The following is a 23,902-nucleotide window of genomic DNA, read 5'->3' on the forward strand; positions in this document are numbered from 1 at the left end:
CCTCGAGCTCGACGCGGGGCGCATCGGCGGCGAGCGAAGTCCCGCCGCTGCCCCCGCGATCGCGCGCCCGTGCCGCCCGGCAGCACCGTCCTGCCTCCAGCGAGCGTCGCGCGGCCCGCGCCGCAGAGCTGCTCTCGGTCCACGAGGACGCGCTGCCGGTGCAGCACGCGCGTCCCCGCCGCGTCACCCGGCGGATCGCCGTCGTCGCCGGTCTCGCAACCGGCGCCGCGCTGCTGCTCGGCTCCGCCGCGATGACCGCCATGATGCTGCCCTCGGTCTCTCCGAGCGGCGGCGCCGACGCTGCGCTGTCGATGACGGTGCAGCCTCAGCACGTCGACCAGCTTCCCGTGCCGCAGGTCGAGCAGTCGCCGCCCGCCGCCGACATCTGCGCGCTGCCCGACGTGGTGGCGGCAGTGCAGGCCGGCGATGACGAGGCCGCGATCGTCGCCGCAGGCGGAGGCGAAGCGTTCCGAGCCGCGGTCGTGGAGGGCCGCGCCCCCTGCGTGAACCTGGGCGACTCTGCGCGCACGTGGACCGTGGTCGACAAGATCCGGCCGACGAGCCCGATCGACTACCGCCCGAGCGGACTGGTGCTGCCCGACGGGGTGCGCAACGTCGAGGGCGGCGCCCTGCGCTCGGATGCGGCAGCCGCTCTCGCGTCGCTGGTCACCGGCGCGCGCTCGGCGGGAGTCGGCGAGATCGCGCTCGAGAGCGGGTTCCGGTCGTATCAGACTCAGCAGCAGACGTACGGACGCCACTTCGCCGAGCGTGGCGAGCGGGCCGACCAGGTCAGCGCGCGCCCCGGTTACAGCGAGCACCAGCTGGGGCTCGCCGCAGACGTCGTCGCGTGCGCCGGCGCCTGCGGCACGCTCGACGACCTCGCGGCGACGGCCCAGGGCCAGTGGATCGCCGACCACGCGTGGGAGCACGGCTGGATCGTGCGGTACGTCGAGGGCGCCACGCCGGTGACCGGCTACCTCCCTGAGCCCTGGCACCTCCGCTACATCGGACCGGAGCTGGCGAAGGCCTACCACGACGGCGGATGGACCTCGCTCGAGGAGTTCTTCGCGCTCGACCCCGCGCCCGCGTACCTCGGCTGACAGCCCCCGCCTCTCCAGCCACCGCGGCAGCGCCATGGCCGAGCGACGGGTCAGCCACCGGTCCGGCCGCGATGCGGCGCCCGGCTGCGGCATCCGCTCGGCTGAAACTGAGTACCATATGCGGTGAGATGCAATTCCAACCGGGGGAGTCATCTCCGCAGACTCGACCTCAGCGACGAGAAGACAGACGAGAGGAAGGCGCACCATGGAGCGCGACATCTACGACGAGGACCACGAGGCGTTCCGCGACGTCGTCAAGGAGTTCGTCAAGCGCTACGCGTCCGAGGAGAAGCGCAAGCAGTGGGAGGCCGACGGCGAGATCGACCGCGCCACCATGCTCGCCGCCGGCGAGGCCGGTGTCATCGGCCTGTCGGTGCCCGAGGAGTTCGGCGGCGCCGGCATGCTGCAGGACTACCGCTTCCGCTCGATCGTGCTCGAGGAGACCATCGGCGCCGGCCAGGGTTCGCTCGCGGGCGCCCTGGGGATCCAGGACGACCTGGCGGTGCCGTACATCGTGCACATGGGCACGCAGGAGCAGAAGGAGAAGTGGCTGCCGGGCATGGCGACCGGCGAGATCCTCGGCGCTCTCGCGATGACCGAGCCGGGTGCCGGCTCGGACCTCCGCGGCATCAAGACCACCGCGAAGAAGGTCGACGGCGGCTACATCGTCAACGGCGCCAAGACGTTCATCTCGTCGGGCAAGACCGCCGACATCGTCGTGACCTTCGTCAAGACGGGAGAGGGCAACCGCCCCGATGCGTTCAGCCTGCTGATCCTCGAGGACGGCATGGAGGGCTTCGACCACGGCAAGAAGCTCGAGAAGATGGGCTTCCACGGCTGGGACACCGCCGAGCTGTCGTTCACCGACGTCTTCGTGCCCGAAGCGAACCTCATCGGCGGCAAGGAGGGCCTCGGCTTCATCCAGCTCATGATGAACCTGCCCCTCGAGCGCCTCTCGATCGGCGTCGCGGCGGCCGCCGCCGGCGAGGCCGCGTTCGTGTGGACCCGCGACTACACCCTCAGCCGCGAGGCGTTCGGCGAGCGCATCGCCGACTTCCAGAACTCCCGCTTCAAGCTCGCCGACATGGCGACCACGGTGGACGTGATGTGGGCGTACGTCGACCGCGCCATGATGCTCTACAAGGACCAGAAGCTCACGGCCGAAGAGGCCGCGAAGGTCAAGTTCTGGACCACCGACCGCGAGGCGGAGCTGCTCGACATCGGCGTGCAGCTGCACGGCGGCTACGGCTACATCACCGAGTACCCGATCGCCCGCGCCTACCTCGATGCCCGCGTGCACCGCATCTACGGCGGCACGAACGAGATCATGCGCGACATCGTGAGCCGCCAGATCGTCGGCAAGCGCTGACGCACTCCTGAACGACGGATGCCGCGGCCCGGCCCTCTTGCGAGGGCGCGGGTCGCGGCATCCGTCGTCGTGGGCGCGGCAGGTGTCTCAGACGAGTGCCGGGCGGCGGCGGGCGAGCTTCGCGACGCCGGCCTTGCGCAGGCGGTCGGCGACGAGGATGCCGAGCGCGACGCTGGCGACGCAGCTGGCGATCGTGAGCGCGAAGAACGTCACCAGCGCCCACGGCTGCATGGCCGCCAGGTTGAACGACGCCGCGGCGAAGATCGGATAGACCACGCCGACGAAGACGGCGCCGGCGTAGTACTGCCACGTGCGCCAGGAGCGGTAGAGGCCGACCAGGAACGCGAGCTCGGCGAAGAACGCCCACCACACGGCCGCGCCGACGAACGGGAAGACCACGAGCCCCGAGATGACGCCGACGAGGATGCCGGCCAGAGGGCGTTCGAGCAGACGCAGCGCGACGGTCGCCGGCAGCAGCCACAGGCCCGCGATCGCCACCGAGACGAACGGGACGGTGGCGAAGAGCACCGTCGAGATCCAGCCGGCGCCCCAGAGCATCACCCCGCCGGCGACGCCGATCGCCGCGCAGGTCAGCAGGTACGCGGTCGTCACGCGACCTCGGTTCGATCGGGTCGGCGTGGCGGCGGGCGACGTGCGGGCATCGGACGTCCCGTCCGCGCCGCTCACGAGTGGGCCTCCGTCGTGACGCGCTGAGACTTCGGAGCGGGCGACGCGACGCCGACGCGCCAGTAGCCGCAGAAGCTCACGTGATCCTTCGACACGCCGCGCTCGCCGACGAGGAGACGGCGGCCCTCGGTCGCAAGTGCCTGCTCGCCCACGACGTACGCGTGGAACGCGGCATCCGGAAGGGAGGCGTCGCCGAGAGCCTGCAGCGCGAGGGTGCCCGGCGTCGCATCGTGATCGCGCACGATCCAGCGCACCGTGATCCCGGCGGGGCGGGGGAACTCCAGCGCGTCGTCGGCCGAGGGCACCTCGACGATCGCGAGCCCGGTCGCGTGCGAGGGCAGGGAGGCGCAGATGCCGGCGATGGCGGGCAGCCCGGTCTCATCGGCGACGAGCACGACCCTGTCGGTGCCGCGATCGGGGTTGAAGGTGAGGCCCTCGTCGATGATCACGACGCTCTCGCCCGCGCGGCACGATTCCGCCCAGCGCGACGCCGGCCCGGCCGTGCCTTCGGCGGCGGAGCCGTGCAGCACGAAGTCCACATCGATCTCGGCGCCCGTGTCGGCCGTCGCGGGGCGATAGGTCCGCACCGTGTAGTTGCGCATGACCGGGCGCACGCCGTCGGGGATGCGGAGGTACTTGAGGTACCCGAACATCTTGTTCGCCTTCGCGGGGAGGCGGTCCAGTCCCTCGTCGCCGCCGAGGGGAAGGAAGAGCCGGAACCACTGGTCGTAGCCCATGGGGCGGAACCTGTCGATCTCGGCGCCGCCGAGGGTGACGCGCAGCCAGTGCGGCGCGAGGCGTTCGGTGCGCAGCACCTGGAGGTGCACGAGGCCTTGGGTGTCGGGCTTGACGAGTCGGGGGACCGGTGCCATGTCAGCGCTCCATGTTGAGGACGGTAGGGGTGTTGAGGACGGCGGGGATGTCGAGGACGGCCGGAGTCATCACAGACCCCAGGGGAACAAGGCGGCGAACAGGACGGCCGACACCGCCCAGAAGGCGATGATGAAGCCGGTGTCGCGCACTCGCCACGGCACGATGTAGCGCTCGGTGCGGTCGGGGTGCGCGCCGAACGCGCGGGCGTCCATCGCGAGGGCGACGCGCTCGGCATGACGGATCGCGCCGGCCATGAGAGGGACGACGTACCCGAACCAGCGTGCGGCCGCCGCGATCGGGCCACGGCCGCCGTGTGCGCCGCGCACGCGGTGCGCCTGGCGGATGACGTCGAGCTCGTGGCCGAACCGCGGCACGAACCGGAACGCGGCGAGCGCCGTGTACCCGATGCGGTACGGCACGCGCAGCTGCTGCACCGTCGCCCGCACGAGGTCGGGGCCCGTCGTCGACAGCCCGGCGATGAGGGTCAGGGCGACGATGGCCGACAGGCGCAGGCCCGTGGCGGCGCCCACCGCGAACGCGCCGCCGTACATCGTCCAGCCGCCGATCTGCCACACCACCACGGACTGGTCCACGCGCGAGGGGTCGGTCCACAGCGCGAACCCGAAGCCGATCACGAGAGCGCTGACGGGCAGCACCAGGAACAGCACCGCCGCGAGCCGCCTCGTGAAGTCGACGCCGACCAGCAGCACCGCATACGCCAGCAGAAGGAAGGCGGCGGGGGTGGCAGCATCCCGGACGAAGACCAGGACGGCCATGGCGGGCAGCGGCGCGGCCAGCTTCGCCAGCGGGTTGAGCCCGTACAGGAAGCGGACGGCGGATGCCGGAGGCCGCGGGGCGTACGGATCCACCGACGAATGCGTGGCCGTCGCGGCGGTGAGCGGGCCGGTGTCGGTCACGTCCCGCTCCCGCCGCTGATGGCACGCGTCTGTGCTGTTCCGTATTCAGGATGGATGGGCCCCGGAGGCGCGGTATCGGCAGCGTTCGTCGCATCCTTCCTGAATTCGGAACGCACGCCCGCGGCGCCGGTGAGGTCGGCGAGGCGGGTGACGTGCGACAGCTCGGGATGCCGCTGCACGCCCCGCAGCGCGCGGCGCAGCGGCGGCGGGCGCAGCCCCGCGCGCGCGATGAGAGCATCGTCCGCGAAGATCTCGGCGGTCGCCCCCTGCGCCAGCACGCGGCCGTCGGCGAGCACGACGGTGCGGTCGGCGTAGTCCGTCACGAGCTGCATGTCGTGCGTCACCACCACGATCGTGGTGCCCTCGGCGTTGAGCTCCGACAGCAGCGACAGCAGCTCGTCCGCACGGGCGCGATCCTGGCCGAACGTCGGCTCGTCGAGAACGAGCACCGGCGCGCCCGCCACGAGCGCGGTGCCGACCGAGAGTCTCCGCTTCTGCCCGCCCGACAGCAGGAACGGGTGGCTGTCGGCCTTGGCGGCGAGCCCGAACCGCTCGAGCAGCTCGAGGGTGCGCCTGCGCACCTCGTCGTCGGGAAGGTGCTGACGGCGCAGGCCATGGGCGATCTCGTCGAAGACGGTGTGCGCGATGAACTGGTGCTCGGGGTTCTGGAACACGAATCCGATGCGCGTGCTCAGCGTGCGCGCGTCGGCGCGGCCGACGTCGAGTCCGTCGACGTGCACCGTGCCCTTGGGCGGGGCGACCACGCCGGCGAGTGCCTGGATGAGGCTCGTCTTGCCCGCGCCGTTGGCTCCGACCACCGCGACGAACGCGCCACGCGGCAGATCGAGGTCGATGTCGTGCAGCACCTCGCTGCGGCCGCGGCGGAGCGTGAGGTTCCGAACCGTGATGAGGGGAGCCTCGGAACCGGTCGTTGAGAGAGCTTGCGAGTCGAAACGCTCCGGACCGACGCGCGACGGGGGCTCGGCGCGTTTCGTCTCGCTCGTTCCTCGCTCGCTCAACGACCGCGATCCCGCCGACGCATCCTCCGCCTCCAGCGCGGCGCGCAGCTCGTCGGGGGTCAGCGGGAGCGGGTCGAGGGCGAAGCCCGCGCGGCGCAGCCGCAGCGCGGCGAGCGTCGACACCGGCAGCCACACGCCCATGTCGTGCAGGTCTTCTGCCCGCCCGCGCAGCACCTCGTCGACGGTGCCGTCGGCCGCCAGGCGACCGTCGTGGTCGAGCACGACGACCCGATCGACGAAGCCGGCCGCCGCGTCGAGGTTGTGCTCCACCAGCAGGATGGCGCGATCGCCCGCCGCGACCAGCTCGGCCAGCGCCGCGTAGACCTCCTCGATCCCCGCCGGGTCGAGGTTCGCCGTCGGCTCGTCCAGCACGAGGAGCGGCGACCCCATCGCGAGGGCGCACGCGATCGCGAGGCGCTGGCGCCCCCCGCCCGACAGCCGGTCGGGGTTCTCCGACCGGCGCTCCCAGAGGCCCACGCGGCGCAGCGCGTCTTCGGCGCGGGCGAGGACGTCGGCGACCGGCATCCGCAGATTCTCGGGGCCGAAGGCCACCTCGTCGAAGACCGTGCCGGTCACCAGCTGCGCATCGGGGTCCTGGAAGACCATGCCGACCCGCGTGCTGAGCTCCGCGACGGGTGTGGTCCGGGTGTCGAGTCCGTCGACCTCGATCGACCCGGTGACGTCGGCGGGCACCGCCTGCGGCAGCAGGCCGTTGAGCGCGAGGGTCAGCGTCGACTTGCCGGATCCGCTGGGGCCGAGAAGCAGCACCACCTCGCCCGGGGCGATCTCGAAGGAGACGGCGGAGGGTGCGGGCGTGGTCTCGCCGTCGTGGGTGATGCCGAGCTCGCGCACCCGCAGCAGCGGCATGGCAGAGGACACGGGCATCCGATCGTCGAGGGAAACTTAGCCTTCCCTAACTTACCTGTGCCCTCCTGCTCCGCGAAACAGTGCGGAAGACCCGGATGAACGCGTCAGCGGCGGCTGCGACGGGCGACACCGGCGCGGCGGAGCGCGTTGCCGATCGCGAGGCCCACGGCCGTCCATGCCACCGGGCCGACGATGAACAGCGCGACGTACACGATCTGACCCCAGAGCGGAAAGCGCGACACATCGGCGGCGAACCAGATCGCCACGGCGATCACGGCGCCGACGATCACCGCCGAGAGGAAGAAGCGCCAGGGCTCCCATCGCTTGTACCGGGACGTCGCCGCGATGATCTCCTGCAGTCCGCCGATCAGGAGGGCGGTGCCGATGTAGCGGCCGATCCACAGCGGCACGACGGCGCTGGCGACGAGCGCCGCGACGAGGTGCGTGATGAGAGCGACCCACGGGCGTCGCAGCAGCTCCTGCGCGACGACGCCGGGCAGCACGTGGACCCCGAGAACCAGTCCGTAGAGGATCGGCGCGCCCGCCGAGACGAAGCCGCTGATCGCGCCCGCACCTGCCTGGAGAACACCGGTCGCGACGCCGATCGCCGCACAGGTGAGCAGAACGCTCGTCGAAATCCGGGTTCGGTCAGCCACCTGCCCAGGGTACTGGGACTCGGCGTCGCGTTTCTCACTGACCTCTCATTTACTGGGATTCCGCTGACAGTTACGTTTGAGGTCGCTGCGCCCCAACGATGTGGCGCGGCCTCTTCCCCACAAATCAATGGAGGCCACATATGGGTCGATCCTCCGTCAGAGCAGCAGCGGTCGTCACACTCGCCGCCCTGTTCACGGGCACAGCCACCGCAAGTTTCGGCGCCGTACCCGAGGAGGTGACAACACCCATACCGATCGATGCCCTCTCCGGCCGCTACATCGTCATGCTGAAGGACGCTCCGCTGGCCACGTACCAGGGCGGCCAGGCCGGCATCCAGCGCACCAAGCCTGACAAGGGCATGCAGCTCGACGCGCACTCCGCCAACTCGCAGAAGTACGTCGCGCACCTGAAGAAGGAGCAGCAGGACGTCGCGGCCGAGGCGGGCGTGACCCCCGCCACCACCTACCAGGTGACGCTCAACGGCTTCACCGCCGACCTCGACGGTGCGCAGGTCGCGAAGCTGCAGAGCGACAAGAACGTGCTGGGCGTGTACCCCGACGAGATCCGTCACCCCGACGCGATCCCGTCCACCGAGTTCATCGGGCTCGGGTCCGGCGACGCCGGCACCGGCGGAGTGTGGGATGCCGTCGGAGGCGTCGGCGAGGCCGGCAAGGGCGTCGTCGTCGGCGTCGTCGACACCGGCATCGCACCGGAGAACCCCTCGTTCGCGGGCGACAGTCTCACGGGAAAGCCCCGAACGGATTCGCCCTACATCAACGGCGACAACGTCGTCTTCAAGAAGTCCGACGGCAACGAGTACCGCGCCCGTCGCGTCGCCGCCGAGGACCAGGGTTGGACGAAGCAGCTGTACAGCACCAAGCTCATCGGCGCGCAGTTCTTCGCCGACGGCGCTGCGGCCACCGGCTTCGACTTCAGCTACGACTTCCTGTCGCCGCGTGACGGCGACGGCCACGGGTCGCACACGGCCAGCACGGCCGCCGGCAACTTCGGCGTCGAGGCCTCGGTCGAGGGGATCGGCTTCGGCGACACGTCGGGCGTCGCACCGGCCGCCAAGGTGGCGTCGTACAAGGCCTGCTACGTCGGCCCGGATGACCTCGTCACCACCGACGACATCTGCGCCCTGAGCGACCTTCTCGCGGCGATCGACACCGCGGTGGCGGACGGCGTGGACGTCATCAACTACTCGATCGGCGGCGGCTCGGCCACGACCGTGCTCCAGCCCGAGGACATCTCGTTCTTCAACGCTGCGGCTGCCGGCGTGTTCGTCGCGGTGAGCGCGGGCAACAGCGGCCCCGGCGCCGCGACGGCTGACCACGCCTCGCCCTGGTACACCACGGTCGCGGCATCCACGATCCCGACGTACGAGGGCACCGTCCAGCTGCCGAACGGCTTCCAGGCCGCCGGAGCGTCCATCACCGTGCCGTTCGGCGAGAGCCTGACCGGTCCGGTCGTGTACTCCGCCGACGTCGCCAAGGCGGGCGCTGCTCCGAACGAGGCGGCGCTGTGCTTCCTCGGCACGCTCGACCCGGCCAAGGTCGCCGGGAAGACCGTGGTCTGCGACCGCGGCACGAACGCTCGCGTCGAGAAGTCGCAGGAGGTCGCCGCCGCCGGCGGCACCGCGATGATCCTCGTGAACGTCACGCCGGGTTCGCTCGACAACGACTTCCACTCTGTTCCGACCGTGCACCTCGACGCGCAGTACCGCACGGCGCTGCTCGACTACGTGCGCAAGACGGCGGGCGCGACGGCGACACTCGTGGGTGACAACGTCACCGGCAAGGAGACCCCGACACCCCAGGTCGCAGGCTTCTCGAGCCGTGGCCCGATGCTTGCCGACGGTGCAGACGTCATCAAGCCCGATGTGTCGGCCCCCGGCGTCGCGATCCTGGCGGCGACCCACAACGGCCCCGGCGAGGCGCCCACGTTCGGCTTCAAGTCGGGCACGTCGATGTCGTCGCCGCACGTCGCCGGCCTCGGCGCGCTCTACCTCGGTGAGCGCCCCGTCGCGACGCCGGCAGAGATCAAGTCAGCGCTCATGACGACCGCGTACAACACGGTCATGGCAGACGGCACCGAGAGCACCGACCCGTTCGCGCAGGGTGCCGGCCACGTCGACCCGACGAAGTACTTCAGCCCGGGTCTGCTGTACCTCAACGGTGCGGAAGATTGGGCAGGCTACCTCGAGGGTGCGCTCGGCGAGGACCTGTTCGACGGCATCGAGGCGACGGATCCCAGCGACCTGAACCTCGCGTCGATCGGCATCGGCACGTTCCCGGGGCCGCAGACGGTGACCCGCTCGGTCACCTCGACGCAGGCCGGCACGTTCACCGCGTCGGCGTCGGTGCCCGGCATGAACGTCACCGTCGAGCCGAGCACGCTCACCTTCGGCGCCGCCGGCGAGACGAAGTCGTTCACGGTGTCGTTCACCAAGGCGGACGCCCCGGTCGAGAAGTGGACCACCGGGTTCCTCACCTGGACATCGGGGGCCACCGAGGTGCGCTCGCCCATCGCGGTGTTCCCGGTCACGGCCGCCGCTCCCGAATCGGTCGAGGGCGAGGGTGCCGAGGGCAGCCTCGACATCGAGATCACGCCCGGCCTGACAGGCGACCTGCCGCTGCGCGTGGCGGGCCTCGCCGCCGAGGACGTGCTCATCGACGGCACCGAGGCGACCGGCGCGGAGGACGATGGCTACTCGTACGAACTGGTCCAGGTGGCCGCCGGAACCGAGCTGGCGCGCTTCGCGCTCGACTCGTCCGACGACGCCGGCTCCGACCTCGACCTCACGGTCTACCGCGTGGTGAGCCCGACCGACCTGCGCTACTACGAGAACTGGCAGTCGGCTTCGGCCTCGGCAGACGAGGCCGTGCAGCTGGTCGCGCCGACCGCGGGCTACTACCTCATCGAGGCGCACGTGTACTCGCACACGCAGCCGTTCACCTGGCAGGCCACGTTGGCTCTCGTCACGCCGGGCGGACTCGGATCGCTCACTGCGGCCCCGAACCCGCTGCCCGTGATCGAGGCCACGCCGACCGAGTACCAGCTGTCGTGGTCGGGCCTCGAGAGCGGCAGCTACCTGGGTGTCGTGCGCTACGGCGACTCGCAGGTGCTCACGGTCGTCTCGGTCGACGTGCCGTAACCGTCCCGCACAGAGGAGGCGCCCGGGCTCCGGCCCGGGCGCCTCTTCGCGTGCGGGCGTGATCCTGCCGGCGGAGCGGGCTGTACCTGCGGAGCGGGCTGTCGGGCTAGAGCCGGCGCCGGCGGCGGGTCAGCCGGACGGCGGGCATCGGCGGGGCGGGGATGCGCTCGTCGCCGTGGTCGATCACGTGGCCGAAGCGCTCCGTTCCCGACTCCCACGCCTCGCGCGCCTCCACGATCTCTTCGTGGGTGCGCCCGACGAAGTTCCACCACATGACGACGTCGTCCTCGAACGGCTCGCCGCCGAGCAGGAACAGAGTCGATCCGGCAGGGCTCGAGACCACCACCTCGTCGCGGTGGATGCCGAGGTACAGCAGGTGCGCCGCGTCGACGGCGACCGTCTCCCCGGTGTCGCCCTCGCCGGCGACCGCGGCGTCGCCGGACACGACGACGAGAGCGTGTTCCCATTCCGGGTTCAACGGCACGCGCACTGCGGAGCCGGCCGCGATCTGCAGCTCGGCTCCGACGATCGGGGTGTACACGGTCGCGGGAGAGGTCACGCCGCCGAGCTCGCCGAGCACCACGGTCGCGGTTCCGGGTGCGCCGGTGGTGGCGGTCAGCTCCAGCGCGGGGAGCACCGCGTGCTGCTCGAAGGCGGGAGCCCCGTGGCGCCGGGCCTCGGGCAGGGCGACCCACAGCTGCAGGGCGTCCAAGGGCGCGGCATCCGTCCCCACCGAGTACTCGGAGTGCGAGATGCCCGCGCCGCTCGTCATGAGGTTGAGCGCGCCACGACGCACGACGACGTCGCTGCCGACCGAGTCGCGATGGCGCACTTCACCGAGGTACGGCCAGGTCACGGTCTGCAGACCGATGTGCGGGTGCGGTTCGACCCGCATGCGCGTCTCCTGCGGCCCGAAGCGGTCCAGGAAGCACCAGGCTCCGACCAGCGGCAGGTCGCGCTGCGGCAGGGAGCGGTGCACCGACATCGCGCGCACCCCGCCGAGGGGCACCTCGCGCGTCTCGAGCAGCAGCGTGCGCGGGCCTGCGCACTCCACCGCCGATTCGGTGGCGATGGCCGCGTCGGCGTCCAGCCGGGTCACGTCGAGGCCGCCGATCACTCGGGGTGCGGCTGGTCGGGCCACTCGACGGTGAGCCCGGGCACCTCGTGCTCGCGCAGGTACTTCGCCACGACAGGGCAGTGCGGCACGACGGTCTCGCCCCGGCGCGCGGCATCCGCCATCGCCTCGCCCACGACCGTCTGGGCGAGGCCGCGCCCGCGGAAGGCGGGGTCGACCTCGGTGTGCGGGAAGTGCAGGCGACCGCGCGCGTCGGCGCGGAACACGGTGAACCCCGCGAGCACCCCGTCGACGTGCACCTCGTATCGGCGGTCTTCGTCGTTGCGGGTCACCAGGGTCTGCGCATCGGTGTGGGTCACAGGAATCCTTCCGTCGTCCTTCTCAACGTACGTCTCCGCCGCGTGATTCCGCCAGCGGGGGTGCATGCCTACCCCTGGCGGGACGGATGCCGCAGGTCTATCGTCGGCATCACCGCGGTGTGCGCGGTTCGATTCGGGGGAATCGATCCTGTCAGGGATTCGAAGGGGAATCATGAAACGACGTCTACTGGCCGCGCTCGCGGCCGTCGCACTCGGAGCGGGCATGCTCGTGGCCGGTGCGGCCGGGCCCGCCACGGCCTCACCGCTGATGGTGGCCAAGCACGTCGCTCTCGGCGACTCGATCGCCGCGGGTCAAGGCGGTGGCGCCCCGCTGGACGCCTGCGCCCGGACCGACGGCGGCTACGCGGCGCAGCTCGATGAGGAGCCGAAGTTCAACCTGCTGCGCAATGCGGCGTGCAGCGGCGCCACCATCGCGGGCACCCTGTCTCAGCTGTCGCAGCTGAACCGCGGGACGACCGTCGTGACGCTCACCGTGGGCGCGAACGACCTCGGTCTGGATCAGGTCTACGCGGCCTGCTCGATCGCCGCTCCCGGCGGAGATCCCGCACCCTGCCTCGCCGCGATCCAGAGCGCCGTCAGCTCGGCACCGGGGATCGTCGCTCCCCTCACGTCTCTGATCGGCGCGATCGCCGAGCGCGCGCCGGATGCGACGATCGTCGTCACCGGCTACCCGTATCTGCTCGAGTCGCCGCCTGACCTTCCGCAGTTCGCGCAGCTCGCCGCGCTCGTCGCCGCGGTGAACGGTGCGACCGACGCGCTCAACGCCGCCATCCAGGCCGCCGTCGCCACCGCTGCCGCGAGTGGTGTCGACGTCCGCTACGCGGACGTGGTCGACGCCTTCGCGGGGCACGGCGTGCAGCTCGTGCCGGGGGTGCCCAGCGATCCGTGGTTCGGACTCGACCCGGTGGGCGACCCGGCGGGCTACCTCCACCCGACGTACGAGGGGTACGCCGCCTACACCGACGTCATCCTCGAGCAGCTGGGGCGCTGAACGAGTCCTGCTCGCCTGTCACGTTTTGTCGGGCTGGGTGACAATGTGCGACAGGTGAGCAGTGAAGGCGCGGGGACCGCAGGCATGGGATGGACGGATGCCGCGAGCCGCGGCATCCGCCCACCCAGCCGTCCACCTGGCGGTCGGTGGTGGTGACGTGACCTGACAGACTCGGACGGTGACGCTTCTCGAGACGATCGCGACCGCGGCCGCGGCATCCGGATCCGGATCCGCTGCGCCCGACGCCGACGCGCTCTACGACGCGTTCGTCGAGTGGGCGGCCGACGAGGGCTTCGCCCTGTACCCCGCACAGGACGAAGCTGTCATCGAGATCGTGTCGGGCTCGCACGTGATCCTGTCGACGCCGACGGGCACGGGCAAGTCGCTGGTTGCCGTCGCGGCGCATGCCGCGTGCGTGGCGCGTGGCGGCCGCACCTATTACACGGCGCCGATCAAGGCGCTCGTGAGCGAGAAGTTCTTCGCGCTCGTCGACATCTTCGGCGCCGCGAACGTGGGCATGGTCACCGGGGACTCGTCGGTGAACCCCGACGCCCCGATCGTCTGCTGCACGGCCGAGATCCTCGCCAACCTCGCGCTGCGCCAGGGGCCCGCTGCGGCGGTCGATCAGGTCGTGATGGACGAGTTCCACTACTACGGGGACCCTGAGCGCGGCTGGGCCTGGCAGGTGCCGCTTCTGCTCCTCCCGCGCGCCCAGTTCGTGCTGATGTCGGCGACCCTGGGCGACGTCACGCCGATCGCCGACGATCTCGAGCGTCGCACCGGCCGCACGATCTCGCGGATCACCGGCGTGGAGCGCCCCGTGCCCCTGCACTTCTCCTACGCCCGCACCCCCGTGCACGAGACCGTCGAGGAGCTGCTGCAGACCGGTGAAGCGCCCGTGTACATCGTGCACTTCTCGCAGGCCGCCGCGATGGAGCGGGCGCAGGCGCTGTCGTCGATCCGCATCGTGTCACGCGAGCAGCGGGACGCGATCGCCGAGGCCATCGGCGGGTTCCGCTTCACGACGGCGTTCGGCCGCATCCTGTCGCGGTACGTGCGCGCCGGCATCGGCGTGCACCACGCCGGCATGCTGCCGCGCTATCGCCGGCTCGTCGAGACGCTCGCGCAGCGGGGTCTGCTCCGCGTGATCTGCGGCACCGACACGCTCGGCGTCGGCATCAACGTGCCCATCCGCACGGTCATGATCACAGCGCTGTCGAAGTACGACGGCACGAAGATGCGCCAGCTGTCGGCGCGCGAGTTCCACCAGATCTCGGGCCGTGCCGGCCGCGCCGGGTATGACACCTCGGGCACGGTCGTCGTGATGGCGCCCGAGTGGGAGATCGAGAACGAGGCCGCGCTGCGCAAGGCCGGCGACGACGCCGCGAAGCGCAAGAAGATCGTGCGCAAGAAGGCGCCGACCGGCGTCGTCAACTGGGGGCTCGGATCCTTCGAGCGCCTCGTCGAGGCCGAGCCCGAGCCGCTCGTGCCGCAGCTCTCGCTGACCGCCGCGATGCTCATCAACGTCATCGCCCGCGGCGGCGACGTGTTCGAGAACGTGCGGTCGCTCGTCTTCGACAACCACGAGCCGCGCGCGCGGCGCTACGAGCTCGCACGCCGGGCGATCGCGATCTTCCGCACACTACTCACCGCCGGCGTGGTCGAGATCGACCGGGGCGGGACGGATGCCGCGGGCCACGGCATCCGGAATCTGATCCGCCTCACCGTCGACCTGCAGCCGAACTTCGCCCTCAACCAGCCGCTCTCCCCGTTCGCGCTCGCCGCGATCGGGCTGCTGGACCCCGAGGACGCGCCCGGCGCGGCAGGGACCGGCCACTATGCGCTCGACGTGGTCAGCGTCATCGAGGCGACGCTCGACGATCCGCGCCAGATCCTGTCGCAGCAGGAGTACCGGGCGCGCGGCGAGGCCGTGGCGGCGATGAAGCAGGACGGCATCGAGTACGACGAGCGCATGGCCCTGCTCGAGGAGGTCACGTACCCGAAGCCGCTCGAGGAGCTGCTGAGCCAGGCGTACGAGGTGTTCGCGTCGAGCCAGCCGTGGATCCGCGACTTCGAGCTGTCCCCGAAGTCGGTGGTCCGCGACATGTTCGAGCGGGCGCTGTCGTTCTCCGAGCTCATCTCGCTGTACCAGCTGTCGCGCAGCGAGGGCCTGGTGCTCCGGTACCTGTCGGACGCGTACCGCGCGATCCGGCAGACGGTGCCGACCGAGGCGCAGACCGACGAGCTGCACGACATCGTCGCGTGGCTCGGCGAGGTCGTGCGGCAGGTCGACTCGAGCCTCGTCGACGAGTGGGAGGCACTGGTCAACCCCGTCGACGACCCCACGGCCCCGGTCGTGCCGCCCGCCCCGCCGTCGGTGCTGACCAACCGGCGCGCGTTCGGTGTGCTGGTGCGCAACGAGCTGTTCCGCCGCGTGCAGCTGGCCGCCCTGCAGCGCGACGACGAGCTCACCGAGCTCGACCCCGACGTGGACTGGCCGGCCGCGCTGGACGCGTACTTCGACGAGCACGACGAGATCCTCACCGGCGGGCCGGCACGGTCGCCGCGACTCGTGACGGTGGACGAGACGGATGCCGCGGCATCCGGTGTCTGGCGCATCGAGCAGACGATCGACGACCCCGCCGGCGACCACGACTGGCGTATCCGGGGCGTCGTCGAGCTGGCCGCATCCGAAGAGACCGGCGCGGCCGTGGTGCGCGTGACCGAGGTCGTCCGGCTCTGAGCCGCGGCCGTGGCGTGGATGCCGCGGCCCGGGGTGGCCGGGGTGCTCAGCCCAGGCCGAGGCCGCCGTCCGAGGTCAGCACCTGGCCGACCACCCAGGCGCCCTCGGGCGTCGCGAGCCAGCCGATGAGCCGCGCGGGATCGGCGGGCTCGCCATAGCGGCCGAACGGGGTCGACCGCATCCACTCCTCGATCTCCTCCAGCGGCCGATCGGCCGTCTCGGGGTCGAGGTAGCCGGTGTTGACGGGGCCGGGGTCGATCGTGTTGAGGATGATCCCGAGGTCGAGCAGCTCCGCCGCCACCGTCTTCGTGACGCCGGCGAGGGCCGCCTTGCTCGCCGCGTACGCGACCTCGCCGCGCATCGGACCGTGGATCTGCCCCGACGTCATCCAGAACACCCGCCCGACCGGCTCCGCGAAGGGTCCGCGACGTTCCGCGCGCTCGCCGGGCCGGGCGGCGATCCCGTCGCCGGCGTGCAGCGCGGCGAACTCGCGCGTGAGCAGAATCGTCGAGCGGGCATTGGTCTGCCAGAACGCGTCGAGCCGGTCGGCCGTCATGTCGAGGATCGATCCGTCATCGCCCGACTGCGCGTGGTTGCACACCAGGACGTCGAGTCGTCCGGTGAGCGCCCGCGCCGCGTCGATGGTGAGGGGGACGGATGCCGCCTCCCGCAGGTCGGCGCTCACGTCACCGAGCTGCGCACCCGGGGTGAGCTCTGCCCGCAGGCCCTCGCGCACGGCGTCGAGGTCGTCGCCGCCCCACGGCAGGCGCATGTCGTGCGGGCGGTAGTGGTGGAGGAAGACGTCGGCGCCGAGTCGCGCGAACTGGATCGCGACGGCGTAGCCGATGCCGCGCCGGCGTGAGACGCCGGTGACGAGGGCGGTCTTGCCGCGCAGCGGCAGGGACGAGGAGGAGAACATGCGATGCCTTTCGAGGACGTCCGGGGTCGGCGGGGGCATACCCGGCCGAGCGCCCGACGCGGCGCGACGAGCGTCCCGAGACGGTCCGGAATCAGCGACCGTGCGGATCGCTGTGTACGGGTGGGTGACGGAGGCGGGTCACAGGCATTGCATGACGACGACGATAACGGATGCCCCGTTTTCGCGTGGATGTGCCGCGTGAGGCGCCGGGGGTGAGGCGCCGGCCCGGCGCGTCCGGGATGATGGCGTCATGCCGACCTATGTGGCGTTCCTGCGCGCGATCAACCTCGGCGCCAACCGGAAGTTCGCGAAGGAAGACATCCGGCGGGTCGTCGAGAGCAGCGGGTTCACCGATGTCGAGACGCACATCAACACCGGCAACGTGCGGTTCACCACCCCGATGCGCTCGCGGGCGAAGATCGAGAAGACGCTCGCGGATGCCTTCGCCGCCGACCGCGGGTTCGACGTTCCGACGATGGTGTTCACCACGGCCGAGGTCGCCGACATCGCCCGCGAGGCGGCGGCGCTCAGCGCCGAGCACCCCGGGCTCGAGCGGCACTACGTCTATCTGCTCAAGGATGAGCTGCCGCGCGACGTCGTGGCACGAGTGGAAGGGCTCGCAACGGATGCCGGCGGCATGGTGGTGCGCGGACGCGTCGCGCACGCCCTGCTCGGGCCCGGCTACCAGGCCGGCACGGTCGATCCGCTCGGCGCGGCGAAGCTGCTCGGCGTCGCCACCAGCCGCAACCTCACCGTCATCACCGCGATCGCCGCCAAGTGGTGCTGAGCGCCAGGAGCGGCGCCGAGCGGATGCCGGTTGCCGCAATCCGTGTCCTCAACTGAGGAGCTGCGCCGAGCGGATGCCGGTTGCCCGCAATCGGTGTCCTCAACTGAGGAGCTGCGCCGAGCGGATGCCGGTTGCCCGCATTCCGTGTCCTCAACTGAGGAGCTGCGCCGAGATGCGGATCGGGGCGCGGCGTGTCGCCCCTCATCCGGGCTCAGTTCCTCAGTTGAGGACCGCTGAGTCCGTTCGTCATCGTCTGCCGGTTCCTCCCCAGAGGGCCTGTCGGCCGGATCACCTCGGGTTCTCCGCCGGCTCGCTCGCAGAGGGGACCGCGTCGGATGCCGCGGCTACGCTGGGACGGGTGACCATCCCGCAGGGCGACCCGTACGCCGATCTCGCGTGGGAGCCTGACCTCCTGCCTCCCGAGTTCGGCGATGCGCCCCCGCCGGACGACGCATGGGCGCCGCCGGAGGACGGCTGGCAGCCGCCGCCCGACTTCGGCGCCGGGGGCTCGGCCGACCTCGACCCGTTCGCCGGTGCTGGTCCGCGACGCGACTTCACCGGCGCCGACCCGCGCACCGTACTGCGAGAGGTCTACGGGTACGACGCGTTCCGCGGCGAGCAGGCGGCGATCGTCGACCAGGTGATCTCGGGCGGTGACGCCGTCGTGCTCATGCCCACCGGCGGTGGCAAGAGCGTCTGCTACCAGGTGCCGGCGCTGGTGCGTCCCGGCACCGGGCTCGTCGTGAGCCCCCTCATCGCTCTGATGCATGACCAGGTCGACGCCCTCGTCGCCAACGGCGTGCGCGCGGCCTATCTCAATTCGACGCAGGCGCCGCCCGAGCGCGCCGCCGTCGAGCGCGCGTACCTGGCCGGCGAGCTCGACCTGCTGTACGTCGCTCCCGAACGGCTCAACACCGAGACCACCCTGCGGTTCCTCGGGCGCGGAAAGCTCAGTGTCATCGCGATCGACGAGGCGCACTGCGTGTCGCAGTGGGGCCACGACTTCCGGCCGGACTACCTGGCGCTGGGCGCGCTCGCCGAGCGGTTCCCCGGCGTGCCGCGCCTCGCGCTCACCGCCACCGCGACGCCCGCCACGCACCGCGAGATGACGGAGCGGCTACAGCTGCCGCAGGCCCGGCACTTCGTGTCGAGCTTCGACCGGCCGAACATCCAGTACCGCATCGAGGCGAAGTCCGACCCGCGGCGCCAGCTCGTCGCCTTCATCCGGTCGCAGGGCGTGGGATCGGCCGGCATCGTGTACGCATTGAGCCGCAAGTCGGTCGAGCAGACCGCCGAGTTCCTGTCCGCGCAGGGCGTCGACGCGCTGCCCTATCACGCGGGTCTTCCCGCCGAGACGCGCGCCGCCAACCAGTCGCGATTCCTCCGCGAGGACGGCGTCGTCATGGTGGCGACGATCGCCTTCGGCATGGGCATCGACAAGCCCGACGTCCGGTTCGTCGCGCACATCGACCTCCCCAAGTCCGTCGAGGGCTACTACCAGGAGACCGGTCGCGCGGGCCGCGACGGCGAGCCGTCCGTCGCGTGGATGGCCTACGGGCTCGGCGACGTGGTGCAGCAGCGGCGCATGATCGACCAGTCGCCGGGGGATCGCGCCTTCAAGACCCGTCTCGGTCAGCACCTCGACGCGATGCTGGCTCTCTGCGAGACGATCGGATGCCGCCGCCAGAACCTGCTCGACTACTTCGGCGAGGCCTCCGCGCCCTGCGGCAACTGCGACACCTGCCTCGAAGCGCCCGAGACGTGGGACGGTCTCGTCCCCGCTCAGAAGCTGCTGTCGACGATCGTGCGGCTGCAGCGCGAGCGCGGCCAGGCGTTCGGAGCCGGCCACCTCATCGACATCCTGCGCGGCGGGTCCACCGACCGCGTCCGCCAGCAGGGTCACGACAAGCTCTCGACGTACGGCCTCGGTGCCGACCTCAGCGAGCAGGACTGGCGCAGTGTCATCCGGCAGCTGCTGGCCCGCGGCATCCTGGTCGCCCGCGGTGAATACGGCACGCTCGCACTGGGCGAGCCTGCCGCCGGCGTCCTCCGCGGCGAGACGCCGGTGCCGCTGCGCCGCGACGTCATGGGCCGCTCCGGTGGTGTCGCACGCGTGCGCAAGACCACGGCACTCGCGAACCTCGACCCGGCGAACCTCGGCGTGTTCGAGGCGCTGCGCGCCTGGCGCGCCGGTGTCGCGAAAGAGCTCGGCGTGCCCGCCTACATCGTCTTCGGCGATGCCACCCTGCGAGCGCTCGCCGAGCGCCGCCCCGGCAGCCTCGCCGACCTCGACGGGGTCTCGGGCATCGGTGCCAAGAAGCGCGAGGCCTACGGCGAGGCCGTGCTCGAGGTCATCGGCCGCGCCGCGTAGCGTCGGGCAGCCGGGTCGCCGCCGCCTGAGCGAAAGACCGCCCGGCAGCGCCGATCCAGCCGGCCGCGAACGGCTGGTGAGTTCGGAAGGTCCCGGCCGAGGCGGTGACAAACGCGGTCATATCGGGAAGGATCGCGCTCGGACTGTCCTGACCGGTGCGCATCGAGGCGCGGAAACGGGAAGATCTTGAGCGGGACGCTCGTCCCGCAGGAAGGAACGTGATGAGCAATCTCGCAGCCGTCATGCCGGAGCTGGGCCGCATCGAGATCCGCGACCTCCCCGAGCCCCAGCCCGGGCCACGCGACGCCGTCGTCGCGATCGAGGCGGTCGGAGTCTGCGGGTCCGACACGGCGTACTTCACGCACGGGCGGATCGGCGACTGGGTGGTCGACGGTCCGCTCATCCTCGGCCACGAGGTGTCGGGCCGGGTGGTGGCGATCGGCGAGGGCGTGACCCAGGTCGCCGTGGGCGACCGCGTCGCCATCGAGCCGGGCACGCCGTGCCGCGACTGCGAGGACTGTCTCGCGGGGCGCTACCACCTCTGCCCGCGACTGAAGTTCCTGGCGACACCGCCGTACGACGGCGCGCTGGTCCAGCGGGTCGCGCTCGACGAGCGCAACCTCTTCGTGGTGCCGGACGCCATGTCGTACGAAGAGGCCGCGCTCTGCGAGCCGCTCTCCGTCGGCATCTGGGCCTGTCGCCGCGCAGACCTGCGTGCCGGCGAACGGGTGCGGGTGTCGGGCGCGGGGCCGGTCGGCATCCTCGCGGCGCAGGTCGCACGAGCGCTCGGAGCATCGTCGGTCGTGGTCAGCGACGTCGCCGAGTTCCGCCTCGATAAGGCCCGCGAGCTCGGCTTCGATGTCGAGCGCAGCGGAGCGATCGGCGAAGGCCCCGGGCACGAGGACGCCGACGTCCTTCTCGAGTGCTCGGGTGCGCCGAGCGTGCTGGCGCAGGGACTGTGGCGGCTGCGAAACGGGGGACGGGCGGCGATGGTCGGGATGCCGAAGCAGGACGTGTCGCTCCCGCTGTCGCGTCTGAACGTGAAGGAGATCTCGATCGCGCTCGTCAACCGGTACGCGCACACGTGGCCGATTGCGATCTCGCTCGTCTCGTCGGGGCGCGTGGACGTCTCGACGCTGGTCACCCACCGCTTCCCGCTCGAGCAGACCCAGGACGCCCTCACGCTCGCGTCCCGCGTGCCCGACTCGCTCAAGGCCGTCGTGTACCCGCAGGGAATTCCGTCCGAGTAGGCGACGGTGGCGAGAACGGGGCCGTCTCGGCGCGCAGTCTGCGGCGACCGGCCGACGGGTTTGCGATCACCTCCGACGCGGTCGGCGCCGGCGCCCAGGCAGCCTCGCGACTCGACGTCAGGTGAGATCGGCTGGTTCGCTGAGGCCGGCCTCGACGGCCCCGACGATACGGTGCGCGGTCGCGTCGGCGTCTGCGATCGCTTCTTCCCCCCGGTACGTCGCCTGGAACGCCTCGAACAGCGCAGCGCCGGTCAGCACACGCGCGAGAGCCTCCGTATCAACGCTTTCGCTGAGCCGGCCGGCGGCAACCTCGGCGTCCAGATAGGTCTTGACAAGGGCCGCGGGTCGGTCCGGCCCGCCGCCGTGTCGTCCGATGTCGGTGCGGTGCGCGTCGCGTAGGGAAGGGGTGCCGAAGATGGAAGCCGCCATGGGGAAGCTCTGCACGTAGAAGTCCATCAGCTGCGCGACCAGCGTCTCGAGATTGGCGACGACACCGGATGTGCCGACGAGGGAAGCGGGACTGGCGAGGCGAGGCATCCGTTCGCCCAACACCGCCATGAAGATCTCCTGCTTGTCGGCGAAATGCTTGTAGAGCAATCCCTCCGAGCAGCCCGCGGCGCGTGCGATCTCGCGCGTGGTGGCGGCTGCAAGTCCACGCTCGCGCAGCACCGAAGCGGCGGCATCCAAGATGCGTTCACGGGCGTTCATGTCGTCCTCTGCTTGATCCGACGCAGTGATTTGACGCGTCGAGGTACGTTCATCCATCCTAGTGAGTAAACGCTCACTTACCTAGGAGTCCGACCATGCCGCCCATGGAGATCATCCGTCTCGTCCTCGTCTTCGCGCATATAGTGGGCCTCGCCGCTGTCATCGGCTCGTACATCCTCCAGATGCCCTGGAAGCGCGGGTTCGACTTCCTGCCGCTCGTGATCGGCTCGACGGTGGCGCTGGTCACCGGGCTCGCGCTTGTCGCCGTCCGTGAGGTGTCGGACCTCGAAGTGGACCGGTGGAAGATCGTCGCGAAGCTCGCGGTGGCACTCGTGGTGCTGACTCTGTCGATCGTCGGCTTGGTGCGTTCCCGACGGCTCCAGCGCCGAGGCGATGACGACGGCGGACTCAAGCCGCTTCTGATCGGCGCCGGCGTGCTGGCCATGGGGAACGTCGCCATAGCGCTGTTCTGGCGTTGATCTCCCGGTGGCGCGATCGGTCACCCTGCGACCGACGACGACGAGTCGGCCGCCGGCCCCCTGGGAGCGAGTACCGCGAGGTCTGAGGACTCCAGATTCCCCGCGGCGCGAGCCCTCATCTGCCGACTGACGCGGCTCAGCGCCGCGGCAGCACGTCGTCGAGGTGGGCGTCGAGGTGGGCGGCGACATCCACCGCGTCGCGGTCGTAGAGCCACTGGTACTGCAGCCCGTCCCACAGCGCGGTGAGCCAGACCGCCTCGAACTCGGGATCGCGGTGGGCCGGCAGATCGCCGTCCTCCTGAGCCGCGCGGAACAGCGCCGCGAAGTGGTCGACGACCCCGCGGAAGCGTTCCTCGAAGTACGCATGCGCCGCGTGATCAGCCGGGACGGCCTCGCACGAGAGCACGGCGTACACCTCGATGAGCCCCGGCGCCTTCGCGGCGTTCTCCGTCGCCCCGCGAGAGAGGGCTCGCAGCTCGTCGGCCGCGCGGTCGGCGGGCGTGTACGAGTCGCGCGACTCGATGAGGCGATCGCGGTGGCTGAGCACGGCGCTGAGGAGTTCCTCCTTCGAGCCGTAATAGTGCAGCAGCGTCGATTTCGAGACGCCGACGCGCTCCGCGATGTCGCGGAGGCTGGTGTCGCCGTACCCCTCCTCGGCGAAGAGCGCGGTCGCGCCGTCGAGGATGAGTCCACGGCGCTCGCGTCCGACCCGGTAACCCAGCGGCGATTCCATGGCTGCCGGCATGAACGACGGCATCGACGGCACCGGTGCGGGGGTGCCGGTCGGCCCTGCCTCGTCGGGCTCGCGCCAGCCGACGGGCAGGGCCAGTGACCCCTCGTGGGTCTCCAGCGCCTCGACGATGTCGACGCGGTCGGGCAGGTACTGCGCCAGCAGCTGCAGTCCGTCCCAGGCGGCCGCGACGCGCACCGCCTCGCCCGCCGGGTCGCGGTCGGCGGCGACCGTGTCCTGCGCGATGGCTTCCTCGATCACGTCGGTCGACTGGTCTCGCAGGCGCGCGTAGCGATCGCGCATGATCCGGTGCGCGGGATGACGGGGAGTGGAGGCCTCGCCCGTGAGCGCCGCGAACAGCGCGAGATAGCCGGGCACTGTCTCGTTGCGCCGTGCCACTTCGCTGTACGCGAGGGTCCCCGGGTCTTCGGAGGCCATCCGCTCGAGCAGCTCCAGCTCGTTGTCGCGCTCGAAGAGATCCACGACGGCGGCGAGCACCTCGTCCTTGGTGGCGAAATGGCGGAGGAGTCCCGGGTGGCTGATGCCGGCGGCGGCAGCGACATCGCGGAGCGAGGTGGCGCGGTACCCGCGGGTCACGAAGGCATCGTGCGCGGCGGCCACGATGGCGGCTCGCGTGCGCTCGGTGCGCGCGGTGCGGATGGCGCCCGGCGCCGCAGTGGTGGTCACGTGGTGGCACCGCCTCTCCGCGTCTGTCCGATGCCCATCCATCCTACCGCCGGGGCCTTACCAATCGGTCTGGTTTCAGTTACCAATCGGTCGGGATTCATGTATCGTCGTGCAGTGACGCGCGTCGGAGCCGACG

The 23,902-nt window shown here is 71.1% G+C and carries 19 protein-coding genes; 9 read left to right on the forward strand and 10 right to left on the reverse strand.

The annotated features are described in order from the left end of the window. Together ACI3KX_RS12710 and ACI3KX_RS12715 are read left to right on the forward strand one after the other, a co-directional pair. On the forward strand, positions 1–1,100 hold a 1,100-nt coding region (locus tag ACI3KX_RS12710; RefSeq protein WP_404909944.1), incomplete at its 5' end, for a M15 family metallopeptidase. Positions 1,101–1,305: 205 nt separating this feature from the next. Beyond that, complete coding sequence (locus ACI3KX_RS12715) at positions 1,306–2,469, forward strand: acyl-CoA dehydrogenase family protein (RefSeq protein WP_404909945.1); 1,164 nt, start codon at positions 1,306–1,308, stop codon at positions 2,467–2,469. A gap of 87 nt (positions 2,470–2,556) precedes the next feature. Here the strand turns inward: ACI3KX_RS12715 and ACI3KX_RS12720 are convergent, their stop codons facing one another. From ACI3KX_RS12720 to ACI3KX_RS12740, 5 genes are all read right to left on the reverse strand, one after another. Beyond that, a complete protein-coding gene (locus tag ACI3KX_RS12720; protein ID WP_404909946.1) occupies positions 2,557–3,081 on the reverse strand; it encodes an ECF transporter S component in 525 nt (174 codons plus the stop codon). A 71-nt stretch (positions 3,082–3,152) separates the two neighbouring features. Beyond that, positions 3,153–4,028, reverse strand: a complete 876-nt coding sequence (locus tag ACI3KX_RS12725; RefSeq protein WP_404909947.1) for a siderophore-interacting protein — start codon at positions 4,026–4,028, stop codon at positions 3,153–3,155. A 69-nt stretch (positions 4,029–4,097) separates the two neighbouring features. After that, positions 4,098–4,946 carry an energy-coupling factor transporter transmembrane component T gene (locus ACI3KX_RS12730; protein WP_404909948.1) on the reverse strand — a complete coding sequence of 283 codons (849 nt, stop codon included), beginning with the start codon at positions 4,944–4,946 and terminating at the stop codon, positions 4,098–4,100. Then, positions 4,943–6,850 carry an ABC transporter ATP-binding protein gene (locus ACI3KX_RS12735; protein WP_404909949.1) on the reverse strand — a complete coding sequence of 636 codons (1,908 nt, stop codon included), beginning with the start codon at positions 6,848–6,850 and terminating at the stop codon, positions 4,943–4,945. Before ACI3KX_RS12735 ends, ACI3KX_RS12730 begins: the two co-directional genes overlap by 4 nt. Positions 6,851–6,936: 86 nt before the next feature. Next, positions 6,937–7,488 (reverse strand): ECF transporter S component, encoded by a 552-nt coding sequence (locus tag ACI3KX_RS12740; protein ID WP_363356426.1) that lies wholly within the window; start codon positions 7,486–7,488, stop codon positions 6,937–6,939. A gap of 140 nt (positions 7,489–7,628) precedes the next feature. Between ACI3KX_RS12740 and ACI3KX_RS12745 the strand changes: the two genes are divergently transcribed. Then, positions 7,629–10,646 carry a S8 family serine peptidase gene (locus ACI3KX_RS12745; RefSeq protein WP_404909950.1) on the forward strand — a complete coding sequence of 1,006 codons (3,018 nt, stop codon included), beginning with the start codon at positions 7,629–7,631 and terminating at the stop codon, positions 10,644–10,646. A gap of 106 nt (positions 10,647–10,752) precedes the next feature. Here ACI3KX_RS12745 and ACI3KX_RS12750 read toward each other — a convergent pair whose 3' ends face one another. Beyond that, on the reverse strand, positions 10,753–11,745 hold the full coding sequence (locus ACI3KX_RS12750) for a pirin family protein (RefSeq protein ID WP_404909951.1): 993 nt from the start codon (positions 11,743–11,745) through the stop codon (positions 10,753–10,755). Between the two features lie 14 nt (positions 11,746–11,759). Continuing rightward, positions 11,760–12,080: a GNAT family N-acetyltransferase gene (locus ACI3KX_RS12755; RefSeq protein ID WP_349425867.1), complete on the reverse strand. Its 321-nt coding sequence runs from the start codon at positions 12,078–12,080 to the stop codon at positions 11,760–11,762. Positions 12,081–12,252: 172 nt separating this feature from the next. On the opposite strand from ACI3KX_RS12755, the gene ACI3KX_RS12760 reads away from it, so the two are divergent. Beyond that, on the forward strand, positions 12,253–13,092 hold the full coding sequence (locus ACI3KX_RS12760) for an SGNH/GDSL hydrolase family protein (RefSeq protein WP_404909952.1): 840 nt from the start codon (positions 12,253–12,255) through the stop codon (positions 13,090–13,092). Between the two features lie 178 nt (positions 13,093–13,270). Next, entirely contained in the window at positions 13,271–15,835 is a 2,565-nt protein-coding gene (locus ACI3KX_RS12765; RefSeq protein WP_404909953.1) for a DEAD/DEAH box helicase, read from the forward strand. A gap of 46 nt (positions 15,836–15,881) precedes the next feature. Here the strand turns inward: ACI3KX_RS12765 and ACI3KX_RS12770 are convergent, their stop codons facing one another. Then, positions 15,882–16,754, reverse strand: coding sequence for an SDR family oxidoreductase (locus ACI3KX_RS12770; protein WP_404909954.1), 873 nt, complete (start codon positions 16,752–16,754; stop codon positions 15,882–15,884). Between the two features lie 250 nt (positions 16,755–17,004). On the opposite strand from ACI3KX_RS12770, the gene ACI3KX_RS12775 reads away from it, so the two are divergent. From ACI3KX_RS12775 to ACI3KX_RS12785, 3 genes are all read left to right on the forward strand, one after another. Continuing rightward, on the forward strand, positions 17,005–17,541 hold the full coding sequence (locus tag ACI3KX_RS12775) for a DUF1697 domain-containing protein (RefSeq protein WP_404909955.1): 537 nt from the start codon (positions 17,005–17,007) through the stop codon (positions 17,539–17,541). 358 nt (positions 17,542–17,899) lie between these two features. Beyond that, entirely contained in the window at positions 17,900–19,912 is a 2,013-nt protein-coding gene (recQ, locus tag ACI3KX_RS12780; RefSeq protein WP_404909956.1) for a DNA helicase RecQ, read from the forward strand. Between the two features lie 221 nt (positions 19,913–20,133). Further along, positions 20,134–21,162 carry an NAD(P)-dependent alcohol dehydrogenase gene (locus ACI3KX_RS12785; protein ID WP_349425872.1) on the forward strand — a complete coding sequence of 343 codons (1,029 nt, stop codon included), beginning with the start codon at positions 20,134–20,136 and terminating at the stop codon, positions 21,160–21,162. 117 nt (positions 21,163–21,279) lie between these two features. Here the strand turns inward: ACI3KX_RS12785 and ACI3KX_RS12790 are convergent, their stop codons facing one another. Beyond that, positions 21,280–21,927 carry a TetR/AcrR family transcriptional regulator gene (locus ACI3KX_RS12790; RefSeq protein ID WP_363356442.1) on the reverse strand — a complete coding sequence of 216 codons (648 nt, stop codon included), beginning with the start codon at positions 21,925–21,927 and terminating at the stop codon, positions 21,280–21,282. A gap of 38 nt (positions 21,928–21,965) precedes the next feature. On the opposite strand from ACI3KX_RS12790, the gene ACI3KX_RS12795 reads away from it, so the two are divergent. Then, a complete protein-coding gene (locus ACI3KX_RS12795) occupies positions 21,966–22,349 on the forward strand; it encodes a hypothetical protein (protein ID WP_363356444.1) in 384 nt (127 codons plus the stop codon). Between the two features lie 136 nt (positions 22,350–22,485). Here ACI3KX_RS12795 and ACI3KX_RS12800 read toward each other — a convergent pair whose 3' ends face one another. Next, a complete protein-coding gene (locus ACI3KX_RS12800) occupies positions 22,486–23,766 on the reverse strand; it encodes a TetR/AcrR family transcriptional regulator (RefSeq protein WP_363356446.1) in 1,281 nt (426 codons plus the stop codon). Positions 23,767–23,902 lie beyond the last annotated feature (136 nt).

This window comes from Microbacterium sp. ZW CA_36, assembly GCF_044987475.1.
Taxonomy (GTDB): Bacteria; Actinomycetota; Actinomycetes; order Actinomycetales; family Microbacteriaceae; genus Microbacterium.